9 protein-coding genes are annotated in these 14,183 nt (G+C 43.5%); 4 read left to right on the top strand and 5 right to left on the bottom strand.

Features of this window, described 5'->3' with window-relative positions:
* Positions 1-34 precede the first annotated feature (34 nt).
* Positions 35-1,375: a BNR repeat-containing protein gene (locus BMW53_RS06240; RefSeq protein WP_038556584.1), complete on the top strand. Its 1,341-nt coding sequence runs from the start codon at positions 35-37 to the stop codon at positions 1,373-1,375.
* Between the two features lie 201 nt (positions 1,376-1,576).
* On the top strand, positions 1,577-2,980 hold the full coding sequence (locus BMW53_RS06235) for a putative oxidoreductase C-terminal domain-containing protein (RefSeq protein WP_038556586.1): 1,404 nt from the start codon (positions 1,577-1,579) through the stop codon (positions 2,978-2,980).
* 178 nt (positions 2,981-3,158) lie between these two features.
* Here BMW53_RS06235 and BMW53_RS06230 read toward each other — a convergent pair whose 3' ends face one another.
* From BMW53_RS06230 to BMW53_RS06220, 3 genes are all read right to left on the bottom strand, one after another.
* Positions 3,159-5,648 (bottom strand): FAD-dependent oxidoreductase, encoded by a 2,490-nt coding sequence (locus BMW53_RS06230; RefSeq protein WP_038556588.1) that lies wholly within the window; start codon positions 5,646-5,648, stop codon positions 3,159-3,161.
* A gap of 213 nt (positions 5,649-5,861) precedes the next feature.
* Positions 5,862-7,433, bottom strand: coding sequence for a M20/M25/M40 family metallo-hydrolase (locus tag BMW53_RS06225; RefSeq protein ID WP_038556589.1), 1,572 nt, complete (start codon positions 7,431-7,433; stop codon positions 5,862-5,864).
* Between the two features lie 24 nt (positions 7,434-7,457).
* On the bottom strand, positions 7,458-8,990 hold the full coding sequence (locus tag BMW53_RS06220) for a M20/M25/M40 family metallo-hydrolase (protein WP_038556591.1): 1,533 nt from the start codon (positions 8,988-8,990) through the stop codon (positions 7,458-7,460).
* Between the two features lie 143 nt (positions 8,991-9,133).
* Between BMW53_RS06220 and BMW53_RS06215 the strand changes: the two genes are divergently transcribed.
* Both BMW53_RS06215 and BMW53_RS06210 read left to right on the top strand, forming a co-directional pair.
* Positions 9,134-10,600: a M48 family metalloprotease gene (locus tag BMW53_RS06215; protein WP_038556593.1), complete on the top strand. Its 1,467-nt coding sequence runs from the start codon at positions 9,134-9,136 to the stop codon at positions 10,598-10,600.
* A 25-nt stretch (positions 10,601-10,625) separates the two neighbouring features.
* Positions 10,626-11,096, top strand: a complete 471-nt coding sequence (locus BMW53_RS06210) for a hypothetical protein (RefSeq protein WP_038556595.1) — start codon at positions 10,626-10,628, stop codon at positions 11,094-11,096.
* 68 nt (positions 11,097-11,164) lie between these two features.
* Here the strand turns inward: BMW53_RS06210 and BMW53_RS06205 are convergent, their stop codons facing one another.
* Entirely contained in the window at positions 11,165-12,418 is a 1,254-nt protein-coding gene (locus BMW53_RS06205; protein WP_038556597.1) for a glycoside hydrolase family 5 protein, read from the bottom strand.
* An 89-nt stretch (positions 12,419-12,507) separates the two neighbouring features.
* Entirely contained in the window at positions 12,508-13,677 is a 1,170-nt protein-coding gene (locus tag BMW53_RS06200; RefSeq protein WP_038556599.1) for a purple acid phosphatase family protein, read from the bottom strand.
* Positions 13,678-14,183 lie beyond the last annotated feature (506 nt).

Genomic DNA, 14,183 nt, shown 5'->3' with positions numbered 1-14,183 from the left:
CGATTTAGTAACTTTGCCTCCCAAAATATTTATCATGAAACCTATTCTGCTATTACCTGTTCTTTCGCTTGTATTTCTTTTGGCATGCGGTTCCTCAACACAAAAAAATCCTGAAACAAGTCAGCCACACTCTCCAACAATTCATACGCTTTGCGATGATGGCGCGTGGTGCTGGTTTTCCGATCCGCGAGCCATTTACACCGATGCAGATAAAATTGTTACCGGTTGGGTAAAAAAAGACGGTTCGATTGAAATGGCCTCCTTAAATCCCGAAACCGGAGATGCCAAATTCAACAACATTTATCCGCAATTTGAATTCGACGATCACGACAACCCTGCATTTACCCAGCTTCCTGATGGTACTATTTTTACCATGTATGCCTGGCACGCCACAGATAAAGGAGTTTTGAGCAATACAACAACAAACGGCACCGATATTAGTAGTTTTGGCGAGAATGAAATTTTCAAACCAAAAACAGAGGAACTGCTGAAGAATTTTCCGAGAGAAACCTACACCTACGCCAATCCGTTTGTGTTAAGCGAAGAAGACAACAAACTGTTTGTGTTTGGCCGCTGGATTGGTTTTAAACCCAACCTGATTATTTCGGAAGATCAGGGAAAAACATGGAGCCGGCAGTATGTGGTAATGAGCGACGTTCCTTTTACGCCCAACAACCGGCCATACGTAAAATATTATTCTGATGGAAAATCAAGGATTCACATGATATTTACCGACGGGCATCCGCGCGTTGAATCCACCAACTCGGTGTATTATTGCTATTACGAAAAAGGTGCATTTTGGAAATCCGACGGCACAAAAATCTGCGACCTCAGTGGACTGCCATTTCAGGTTAGCGATGCAACGGTGGTTTACAAAGCTGATGAAGAAAACGGACGCGCCTGGATTTGCGATGTGGTTGAACAGGAAGGGACACCTTACATTTTGTACACCCGCCACCCGCAGGAAACCGACCATCGATACCATTACGTCTGGTACAATGCTGAGGCAAAAACCTGGGAAGACCACGAAATTTGCCAGGCCGGAAAATGGTTTCCGCAAACGCCTGAAGGCGAAACAGAACGCGAACCGCACTACATGGGCAACATGACTTTCAACCCGAACAAACCCAACGAGATTTACTTGTCGCGAGAAATAAATGGTGTTTTTGAAATTGAAAAACGCACTACAAACGATGGTGGAAAATCGTGGAAAATTGAAGCAATTACGCAAAATTCACCCCTCGATAATGTGCGGCCCTTCATTCCTCGCTACCAACCAAAAGATGCAAAAACAGTGGTAATGTGGATGGAAAACAACAAATACATTCACTATACCGATTACGATTGTAGCATAAAATACATCGTTGAACCTTAGATAGGATTGATGCGAGATTGATGGAGATTGATCCAAGATTGATGGAGATTGATGAAGATTGATGAAGATTGATAGTAGTCGCGGATGATTTGAATGCTTCCTCTTTTACGACTTCTTTTTGCCCGTTCTCTTTCTAAACAGAATTAAAAGTATAATTTTGCGTGTACGCCAACGGAAATCTAATAACTAAAAAACCATTTCATGAAACATCTATCTACTGCGGCCGCAGCACTGGCAATTCTGTTTTCAGCATGCACAGGTGGCAGCCAAAAATCAACCAACACTGAAAAAGAAACGGATATGTTTACCGGAGCAGAAGTAAAAATTATGACCCTCGACCCGGGCCATTTCCATGCAGCTTTGGTGCAAAAATCGATGTACAACCAGGTTGATCCTGTAGTAAATGTTTACGCGCCTGATGGCGTAGATGTAGTGGATCACCTGAAACGAATTGAAGGCTACAATACACGCGCTGAAAATCCAACATCGTGGGTAGAAAAAGTATATGCCGGAGAAGATTATCTTGAAAAAATGCTGACCGAAAAACCCGGCAACGTAATGGTAACTGCCGGAAACAACGGCAAAAAAACCGATTACATTTTAAAAACTGTTGAAGCCGGAATTAATGTGCTGGCCGATAAACCGATGGTGATTACGCCGGAGAATTTTCCGAAACTGGAAAAAGCTTTTCAGGTAGCCGAAGAAAACGGCGTTTTGCTGTATGATATTATGACCGAGCGCCACGAAATTACCACCATGTTGCAGCGCGAATTATCGCAACTGCCCGAGGTTTTTGGAACCTTGCAAAAAGGAACGGCTGAAAATCCGGCCATTACCAAAGAGAGTGTGCACCACTTTTTTAAATATGTTTCGGGCAATCCGCTAAAACGTCCGGCATGGTATTTCGATACACAACAGCAGGGCGAAGGAATTGTGGATGTAAACACCCACCTGGTTGATTTAATTCAGTGGGAAGCTTTTCCCGAGGTGATGCTTTCGAAAGAAGATGTGGAAATTGTTTCGGCCAAACACTGGACCACTGATCTTACGCCAGAGATGTTTAAAAAATCGACTTCGCTCGATGAATACCCCGAATTCCTGAAAAAAGATGTTGAAGACGATATGCTGAAAGTTTACTGCAATGGCGAGATCAATTACACGCTGAAAGGCATTCACGCTAAAGCATCGGTAATCTGGAATTTTGAAGCACCTGAAGGTGGCGGCGATACCCACTACTCGATTATGCGCGGCACAAAGTGTAACCTGGAAATTATTCAGGGCGAGGCGGAAGGCTATAAACCACAACTTTACATTGAAGCAACCGGTGCCGATGCGATGGAATTTGCCGGAAGTTTGAATAATGCAGTTACCGGTTTGGCAGAAACGTACCCCGGCATTTCAGTGAAAAAGATTGGCGATAAAAAATGGGTGATGAATATTCCTGAAAAATACAAAGTGGGCCACGAAGCGCATTTCGGACAGGTAACAGAAAAATACCTGCAATACCTGATCGACGGGAAACTACCGGAATGGGAAGTTCCGAATATGATTGTAAAATACTACACGACTACTGAGGGCTTAAAGGCTGCGTTGAATAATGAATGATAATTAACGAATGACGATTGCAGATTTACGAAGTATCTGCTTGAATCAAAATTGTTAATCGATATTCTCAAATCTAATAATATTAAGTTGTAAATTTTGCACAAAAAATTGAGGGCTTCACTACTAGTGAAACCCTCAATAAATATCTGCGAGTATCCGCGTAATCTGCGAGAAATACTTAAATAAACAAGTTCAAATTCGACTGATCGGCCTCTTCCAGATAAGTAGCTACACCGCCAATTTCAACGCCTTCCATCAGTTCTTCTTTGTCAACGCCCATCACATCCATCGACATTTGGCAGGCAATCATTTGCACTCCGTTTTCCATGGCTGTTTGCAGCATATCTTCCAGCGAATCCACTTTTTTGGCCAGCATACGTTTTTTCATCATTTTGGCGCCCACTCCCATCATATTCATTTTCGAGAGCTTCAAATCACCGGCATCTTTGGCCATCATCGAACCAAACATTTTGCCCATCATATCTTTTTCAACGCGTGGCTTGTCTGATTTTTTAATCACATTCAATCCCCAGAAAGTAAAGAACAACGTTACTTTGCTTCCCATAGCTGCAGCTCCGTTGGCAATTACCAGCGATGCCAGTGCGCGATCCATATCGTCGCTAAAAACCACCATGGTTTTATTTTTGGCTGGCGTAACACTCGTTTTTGCACTACTTCCCTCTTGCTTTTTGCCCTTTTCAATCAGGGCCTTTACTTTTCCTTTCTCTGCTGAAACCGAAACCAGTTTATTGCCGGTCATGTTACACCACGACTTCACATCTTTCATAAACCCCATGTCGGTAGCAATTTGCTCCAATCGCTCGCCGGGTTCAATGTTTTCAATTTCCTGTTTCAGCTTCAAAATCGGCCCGGGGCATTGCAATCCACAAGCATCAACCTGAATGGTTTTTACCGCAGCTCCTTCAACTACCACCTGCGCGTTATCTGCCTTTCCGCGGTAAATATGGTCGTTTTTGGTAATGTAATTGGCCTCGAAAATATCTTCGTTACTCTGTTTGCAAATGGAGTGTTCGTAGGTTTTGTATCCTCCGCTGAGGTTGTAAACTTCGCCAAAACCCGATTGCGTAAGAATCCGGCAGGCAATATACCCGCGCAAACCAACGCCGCAATACACAATTATTTTTTTGTCTTTTGGAAGTTCATCCAATCGGCCACGCAAATCATCAACCGGAATATTTACCGAACCCTCAATATGCCCCAGTTCATTCTCGGCAGCTGTGCGCACATCGAGCAACACAATATTGTCTGAATGAAAGTTATGAATCTCGTCCCAGCTAACGATTTTTAGTTTGCCGCTAACGATATTTTCTGCCGCAAAACCAGCCTGGTTCACCGGATCTTTTGCCGATGAAAACGGAGGTGCATACGCGTGTTCAATATCCTGCAAATCGTAAATGCTGCCTCCTTGTTTCAGTACGGTTGCAATCAGGTCGATACGCTTGTCCACGCCTTCGTAGCCAATCATTTGCGCACCATACAATTTTCCGTTTTCCGGGTGGAAAAGAATTTTGAGCGTATATGGCAGCGCATCGGGGTAATAACCGGCATGCGACGCACCATGAATAATGTTTGCCGTGTAAGGCATCATTTCATTTTTCAGCGTTTTTTCGGGAATACCGGTTGATGCCACCGTAATATCGAACACTTTGGCAATTGCCGTTGCAATGGCACCTTTGTATTTGCGCGTATTTCCGCTAACAATATTGTCCGCTACAATTCGGCCTTGTTTGTTGGCCGGACCGGCCAGGTAAATATTGCTCAGTTTTCCGGTTATCGGATGTGGAAATGCCATCGCATCGCCCAGCACATAAATATTTTCGTCGTTACTCAGCAAATATTCGTTGGCAATAATTCCGCCGTTGGGTGCCAAATCCAAACCGGCTTCGCGTGCCAGTTTGTTCTCCGGTTTTACACCAATCGACAGAATCACAAGATCGGTTTCAATTTGTCGCCCCGATTGTAAAGTTACATTCAACACGCCATCTTCGCGTTTAAAGGAAGTTACGCCGTCTTTTAAAAAGAACTCCACCTGCTTGGTTTTCAGATGCTGGTGAACTACTGCCGCCATCTCGTAATCAAGTGGTGCCATCACCTGTTTGGCCATTTCCACAATCGACACTTTCATTCCCAGATGATGAAGGTTTTCGGCCATTTCGAGCCCGATAAAGCCGGCACCTACTACCACTGCTCTTTTGGGTTGCTGATCGTTGCAGTAGGTTTTTACTTTATCGGTATCGGCAACATTTCGCAGGGTGAAAATCGCTGGATCTTTAATCCCTGAAATCGGTGGTTTAATCGGCTCGGCACCCGGCGACAGAACCAACTTATCGTAGGTTTCGGTGTACTCTTCGCCGGTTTCCACATTTCGAACGAGTATGGCCTTATTTTCGCGATCAATTTTTACCACTTCGTTAAAAACCCGTACTTCAACATTTAAGCGGGCTTTAAAACTTTCGGGCGTTTGCAAAAGCAATTTTTCGCGTTCTTTAATAACATCTCCGATATAATAAGGCAACCCACAGTTGGCATAAGAAATATGCGCTCCGCGTTCAAAAATTATGATCTCTGCCTGCTCGTCTATACGACGCAGCCTGGCCGCTACTGTTGCACCGCCTGCAACTCCTCCAATGATTAAATATTTTGACATATTGTATTTTTATATATAAATATCTACATAACTAGAGCACGAAAATAGATAATTAACTTTTGCTCATAATTAAGACCCCGTAAAGGTTGAAAAAATTAACACAAATTTAGCAGTGGAAAGTCATAAATAATTACGAGGGATAACGCGGCAAAACAAAAACAGCTCTCTCAATATAAATTGAAAGAGCTGCTCCTCTGCCATCGGTTTACAAATTTATTCAACCGGCTTATCCACAACCAAACGCTTGCGCTGGTTAGCCAGTTTATAGGCAACAGAAAACGCATACTGCGTAACCCTTTTCATTTTATGGTAATCGATCTTGTCCAGCTCATCGGTTATTTGGTGATAATCGTCGTGCAGGCCAGTAGATAGACCCAGAATCGGCACTCCGTTTTTATAAAAATGATAATAATCGCTGCGGGTTAAAAAGGCTTTAGTCAGTTCATCGCTCGGTACAAGACCAAGATTTTTACAAACCTTATCGCTGATGTTCATTAGCTCGGTACTTCGATGGCCGGAAATAATGTGAATTTCGTTAGGACCGGCCAAACTTTTTGAATTCACATCCACTGAATCCGGTTCCTTTTCCGCCGAGCGACCAATCATATCGAGGTTAATATCAACAAGTGTATTCTCCATCGAAATTACCGGGTGTTGTGCATAATAATCAGAGCCCAACAGCCCTTTTTCTTCGGCGGTTACCCATGCAAAAACAATACTGCGTTTGGGTTTCTTTTTCATACTCTGAAAGGCCTCAGCAATTTCCAGCAAAGCCACCGTTCCTGTTCCGTTATCGTCGGCACCGTTGTAAATACCGCCTTGGCCGTCGGTTCCCAAATGATCGTAATGCGCCGTAAAAACAACACACTCTTTCTTTAATTCCGGATCGCTGCCTTCAAGCAATGCAATTACATTTTTGCCCACTATGGATTGCGTCGATTTTACCAGTTGTATTTCCGATGTAAGCTTGTTAATGGCAAATGATTTCGGGCTTTCGCTACTGTTGATCTCTTGTTGAAGTCCGGCTAAAGTTTTTTCCGATTCTTCCAGCATTTTATCGGCTAATTCATCGTTTCCAAAAATCAATCGAATTGGAATTATTAGCCCATTTTTAGCACCTTTTAACTTCAAGCTTCCACCGGTTGCATATTTTCGGATATTCTCAATGTATTCGGTATCCGGGTTCATCGGATCGTTTACCAAAATCAAAGCTTTGGCACCACCTATCATGGCTCTCGACATTTTTTTCATTTCGGTATCCATATCAGGCGCTGTACCTTCTTTTGCCTGTTCGAGGGTACGGGTCATCACCAGCACGATTTTGTCTTTTAAATCGAGGTCTTTTGTATCGTTGTACTTTGTTTCCTCGTTGTACCAGCCATAACCAGCAAACACCACCTGCCCCGAAATGGTGTCGTTTTTAGGAGGCCCTCCCAGCGAAAAAATTACCGTTGTTTCGTAGCTAACATTTCCATCGTTGTTTTTTAATCTTAAAACAGTCTGGTCAGGATCAGGTGTTACAGCCTCCATCTCAACATTTTGAAAATAGCCTTCAACTCCTGGGGTTAAACCCATTTTTGCACATTGCGCCTTGAGATAATCAGCCGCGAGATCGAGACCCGGCGTTTCGGTAAAAAAATCGCGACCACGCATATTGTCGCTGGCAATAAATTCAAGGTGTGCTTTCAGATCGTTTTCGGTAATGGTTTGCAATTCCTTTTTCTGCGCAGCTGTTGCAAGTGAAACTGCTACAAAAAACAGCGTGAATAGTAGTTTGGTTTTCATGTTTTTAGGTTTGAAGTAATGTGATTAAAATTCGATATCTATTTTGTTCGCCAAATCAAAACCTACCAAAAAGCAAAGATCGGCAACACGTTTTATTTTCTCAAAATTTATTCGTTCCACCTCATCGCCAACTTTATGATAATCGGCATGGTAACCGGTGGCATAATTCAAAATGGGCACACCGTATTTATGAAAATGGTAATGATCGCTGGCCCGCAAGAAACGCTCTTTTGGCAAACTGGAGTCGGGTACTAATCCCAACTCGGCACAGTGTGCTGCATTTATTTCGGCCAACCCGGGCCACACATCGTTTGCCAGCGTGTACAGCCCATCAAAGTCTTTTACCTTTTTAGGCGAATCTTTCCACACATCGTCGCGCGGGCCGTCGTAAACACGGCCAACCATATCGAGATTTATGGAAGCTACAGTTTTATCCAAAGGGAACACCGGGTGATCGCAATAATAACGCGACCCGAAATGCCCTTTCTCCTCGCAGGTTACCCACAGAAAAACAATACTTCGTTTTGGTTTTTCTTTTAAGCTGGCAAAAGCTTCGGCCACCTCCATAATGGCTACAGTTCCGGAACCATTGTCGTCGGCACCGTTATATACATCGCCATCTTTTCCCACTCCAATATGGTCGTAGTGCGCCATAAACACAATGTATTCGTTTTGTAAAACCGGATCTGATCCTTCAACATAAGCAACCACATTTTTTGCTTCCAACAATTCAGGTTCGACTCCTGTTTTCAGGCTTAGCGTTTCTGAAACTTCGGTAACTGCTTCTGATCCGGCGGCCACCTCTTCAAGGTATTTTATGTATTCACCTTTTTTACCCAGTAAAGCATCGGCAACCTTTGGCGTAGCCAGCAAAACGGCGGGCTGCTCAGTAAGGTCGTCAGTTTTTAGGCTGTACCCCGGACGATTCATCCAACCCTGCAATTGCTTAAAAATTTTATTTTCGGTGTCTTTCGGATTCGTAATCATCAGCATAGCCTTCGGCTGCTTTTCTATGATGGCATTCATTTTCGCACGCTCTAAGCGGTTTTGCCATTTAAAAGCCTCTTCGCCTGAAAACGATTCAGCATTTCCCTGCGCTACAATAACAAGCTTGTCTTCTATATCGAGCGATTCAATATTTTCTCCAAAACCAATAAACAGAACGGACTCTTTATCAAGACTAAAAACGCCGTGACTTTGGTTAAGTTTTACTAATTCTTCCGACCGGTAAACCGACTTTCCTTTTTTATTCTTTACTTCTATAAAATCATTTTTACTTCGTGTGGTGTGTAAAACTGGTACCGTTTGAAAATAGTTTTCCACAGCGGGCTTCAATCCAATTTCTGTTGCATAAGCGGCCAGGTAATTCGCCGTAATTTCAAGTCCGTTAACTTCGGTGCCCAGTTCGCGCCCCTGCAATTCGTCAGAAGCAATAAATGTAAGGTATTCTTTTAAATCAGGAATGTCAATCTTCGCTAATGCTTCGTTCTGTGCATTAGCCGAAAACAATAATGCCAACAGGCTAAAATAAATTAGTGCAATTTTACGTATTAACATACGGGTGATTTTAGAAAACGAAGTAAATATTATCTTTGTGTTAGAGCGAATTTAGCAATTAAAGCCCATACAGTCAAGCCGCAAATTACAATTTGACGCGAATAAATGTGAATTCTTAACCATACTTCAAAAATTCGAGAAATATGAAAACAATCAAAACATTTTCAGTAATTCTTTTAACCGTTTCGTTAGTACTGCTCATACCGTCATGCGCCATTAATCCGGTTACCGGACAGCGACAGTTGATGTTTATGTCGGAAGAGCAGGAAGTTGCCCTTGGTGCGCAGTACGACCCAACAGTAATATCAACTTTTGGGCTGTATGAAGATGAAGCACTGCTGAATTTTATTACAGAAAAGGGAACCGAAATGGGAAAAATTTCGCATCGCCCCAACCTGCAATACCACTTCAGGCTGTTGGATTCGCCGGTGGTAAATGCTTTTGCTGTGCCGGGCGGATACATTTATTTAACCCGCGGAATTTTAGCCCAGTTTAACAACGAAGCGGAACTAATGGGTGTTTTAGGGCACGAAATGGGACACGTTACCGCACGCCACACAGCGCAGCAACAAACGCGGCAGCAACTCAGCCAGGTTGCGCTTGCCGCCGGAATGATAGCTGTTCCGGAAGTGGCACAATTTGCTAACGAAGCAGCTGCTGCAATGGAACTTCTATTTTTAAGTTTTAGCCGTGCCAACGAACGAGAAGCCGACCGTTTGGGGGTTGAATATTCATCGAAGATTGGCTACGATGCACACAAAATGGCCGATTTTTTCGAAGTGCTGAATAAAATGCAAATGGCAAGCAGCCACCAGGGTGTTCCCACCTGGATGTCAACACACCCCGATCCGGGTCAGCGGAATATAGCGGTAAACCAAACAACCGAAGAGTGGCAGGCAAACCTGCCGGCACAATCGTACGCCATTAATACCAACGAATATCTCGAGATGATCAACGGGATTGTATATGGCGAAAATCCGCGTCATGGATTTGTTGAGAACAGTATGTTCTATCACCCCGACCTGGCCTTTCAATTCCCGGTACCCAAAAACTGGACACTGATAAATTCTCCGCTTCAGGTGCAACTCGTTCCTGAAGACAAGAATGCTGCTATGCTCTTTGAACTGTCGCAGCAAAAAGGTGCCGATGCCGTTGCCCAGAAAACAATTTCCGACTTAAAACTTACATTAATCGATAAAAGCAATGTTAGCCTGAATGGTTTAAATGCAGTGGCTACCGTTTCGCAACAAGTTTCGCAAAACAATGCCGGACAGGAACAGACAGTAAAAGTGCTGTCGTATTTTATTGAAAAAGATGCGACCGTTTATACCTTCCACGGCCTTTGTTTAGATGAAAATTTCAGCACTTATAAACCAGCGTTTGAGTCAACCATGAAAAACTTTGCGCGACTTACCGATGTTTCAAAACTTACGATTCAACCCGACCGGATTAAAGTAATTTCAATTAATAGTGCATCGGTTTCGTTAAAAGATGCCTTTGATTATTACAAAGTTCCGCAAGATAAATTTGAAGAAATGGCGTTACTAAACAACCGGGCACTGACTGACGAGCTGAAAAGAGGAGACAGAATAAAAATTTTAAGTAAATAATTACACAAACAGAAAACTTTAAAACATGAAAAAGAGATTACAAAAAATTGTACTGACAGTGGTGTTGGCTTTTGCCGGAATGTTCATTGGAAATGCCCAGGAACTTGGGGTGCGTTTTGGCGATGTGTCGGCCGGAAACATTGCCATTGACGGAATTTTCTCGACAGGAGATTTTAACCGCCTGCATGCCGACTTATCGTTTGGCGACGGTGTTGCAGCCGACCTGCTTTGGGATTTCCTGTACCGCCCTTTGGCCGACGAAGCTTTTAACTGGTACATGGGCGTAGGGCCTTACCTGGCCATTGTAGATGAAGATTCTTATGATGACGACACCGATTTTAACCTGGGTGCTGCGTTTGAAATCGGGCTCGAGTACCGCTTTGTAAATATCCCGGTCGCCCTTGGGCTTGACTACCGCCCATCATTGGAGGTTCTCGACGAAACCAGCTTGCACTGGGGAGGTTTTGGACTAAATGTGCGTTACGTGTTTGAATAAACGATGAATAAAATACAAAACAAAAAAGCGTGCCTTTGGCGCGCTTTTTTTCTGCAATATTCTATAAATTAAGGCTCCATAGCCATGGCCCGGATATACCCTTCATTAATTGTACATTTCGCCAGTTTCAGGTTCGCAATGTATTCCATCATCACTCTTTTAACCTGCTCCTGATTCGGGCGATTTGCCTGCACTGCCTCATACGTTTCGCGCGGGCCTTCGGCAAAATCAACAATTACATCCCAGTTTTCGGGAGTTGGAATGGTGACCATACAACGTGGGCTGCCCATTTTTTTATACGGCCAGTAATGGTAACCGATGTTGTTTTTGATCATCAGGCGGGTCCAGGCGGCAATCCACTCATCGGTATTCTCTCCGGTTTCGCCCATGTAAATTGGCAGGTTCACCGAGTCGCGGAAATTCACAAAATCCTGGATATTAGCTTGCAAGGTATCGCACCAGTATCGGTGACAGGTGTACATCATTTTATCATCGAACTTCGAATCGGTAAAAACTTTAAAATTACCATTCCATTGTGCGCCGCCCAGCAAAACAATATGGTTGTTATCCACCTCGCGAATGGCTTTAACCGCTTTCATATATAATGGCTCCAGCTGCTTGTTCAACATTTCCTCGTCTTCCGGGAAATAGGTGGCGATGGGTTCGTTCAGCAAATCGTAGCCCAAAATTATTGGTTCGTTTTTATACCGGTCGGCAATTTTTCGCCAAATCTCCACAAACAAATCCTGACTCTCTTCGCTCACCATCAACCAGGGGTAACCGTAACTATCGTCGATGTTGGCACCCGTTTGTCCGCCGGGGGCATCGTGCATATCCAGAATAATGTACAAGTCCGATTCGCGGCACCACTCCACCAAACTGTCGATACGCGCAAATCCATCCTGGTTGGAATAAAGCCCCATGTAATCTTCATCGGTAAACAGTTTATAATGAAACGGCAAACGAATAGAATTTACGCCGGTGCTCTTAATATAGCGAATGTCCTCGCGGGTGATGTAATTATCCTTGAATTGTTTCCAGAACTGGTTGGTAAAATCGGGTCCAACCATTTCGCGAAACATTTCGTCGATAAGCCGTGCCGAACTCGTTTTTTGAAACTTGAACATGTAACCTTCGGGATTCAACCAGTTCCCCAGGTTTATTCCCTGGATAAAGAATTTTTCGCCGTTGGGGGCAATCAGATCCGGTCCGTTGATGGTAATAAATTCAGGCTCCGTATTACTTACCGGTGTAGTTTTACAGGAATAAAAAGCAGCTGCCAGTACTGCCAGCAAAATGATCAGGCCAGATAGTTTTTTCATATGGTTTATATTAGTTATTTTCTGAAAATACGAACAATCTCCGCATACGAGAGAAAGACGCTGGTCTTTAGTCACAAAAATGTTAAGTATTAAAAGGTTAGTTTCTCCAATGTTTCTCCACCGGTGTTTTTTCTGGAAATTGATAAACTGTTTTCATCGGCCACCACTTCCAGTGCGGTGTTATGTTCGTTAATGATAATTGGGAAATCGTACAATCCCTGCTCCGGTTTCAAATATTCGTAGCGATGCAAATGCCCGCACAACATGGCCGTTATGCCCTGTCCGTTTAACACCGGTAAAAACTTATTCCGTATGTCGGTTGGCCCGTGCCAGGTTGATCCTGCCGGAGGAATATGAATCAACACCATTTTGTATTTTGCAGTTTTAAAATCGTCGGTTTCAATCAATTCTTTCAGCCATTGTTGCTGCTGGCTGCGGTAAGCATCAAATTGTGCCAGTCCCGAATATTCGATGTCCGAATCCGGTTTATCCTCGCCTCCGTCGAGCACAATAAAATATACCGGCCCCTGACGAAACGAATAGTATAGTTTTCCGGTATTCGTTGGGTAATACTCCGGAAAATTAACACTAAACTTTCCGCGTGTTTCATGATTTCCACGGCAATAATAAACAGGCACTTCGCCGGCAAACATCGATACCGCGTCGTCCATAAAACCACTGAAGAACTGGGTTTCATCGTTCATCGACGAAACCATATCGCCATTAAAAAATACAAGATCGGTTTTTCCGTAGGTTACATTTCCTGCAAGATTTTTTAAATCTTCAACCCGGCTGTGAATATCGTTTAACATCAGAAACGAAACCGACTTTTTGTCTTTATCGAGTGTTGAAAAACGCAAAGGCTTTTTAGAATAGACATTCGACGATGCAACGTTGCCGTACAACACGCGGTGCCCTTCGTAACTTAGCACCGCCTTCGAAAAAATGCGATAACGGTATTCCGTTCCTTTTTTCAGGCCCTGAATTTTTATTTTGTGGAGGGTTCCCACCACCCGGTTTCCATTTGCAGTCTGGTAATACCTGGGGCGTTCGCTGGCATAGAAACTATCATCGCCCGCCGGGGCCACTTCAATCCACGAAACGGCGTTGCTGTCGGTGGTCCAAACAATGGTTGCTTCATTTTCCCCTAGCGCCTGAATATACGGCCCATGCGTAATTTGTACTTCTTGTGCGTATGCTGCATGTGAAAAAATGAAAAGGATAAAAGAGAGAAGCGTGAATAGTAGTGCTCTGTTCATGATTTTTTTAGGTTATGCTTTAAACTGAAATCCTCTCATCGGTACGATTTGGATTCAATCAAGCTTAGTTGGTAAAAACAGCAGTGAATTTAGCAAAAAGTGTTAAAAGAAAAAGCATCAGCAAGGCAATCTCCGGCAGGATGAAGTTGGATCACATGAAATTTCTGGTGGAGCATAAATTATTTTCATTTTTACTTTTTAACGATAAAGGAACTTATAAGGAAGTCAATATATGGAATTAATAGGGCTTCATAACTCTTTTTACCCTTTTGTTCCCGACGTAAAGTACGGGATTTGGCAAGCTCAACTGTCGACATTTTCCCTCAAAAAGGGAAAACGGCGTTTATGCAGAGCTAAGAGCTAAATTGGACAGGGATGTCAGCTTTTCAAAAAGATGACATCCATACTGAAGGAACGCGATACAATCGCGCACCAGCGGGGACTTGTTCGACTTTTGTTTTTCGGCTCTTTTGGGAGTACTCCCAAAGCCTCACCAACACAGGGTT

The organism is Draconibacterium orientale (genome assembly GCF_900111425.1).
Lineage (GTDB): Bacteria > Bacteroidota > Bacteroidia > Bacteroidales > Prolixibacteraceae > Draconibacterium > Draconibacterium orientale.
Note: the sequence above shows the minus strand (reverse complement) of the source record. Positions and strands in the feature narration are given on the sequence as shown.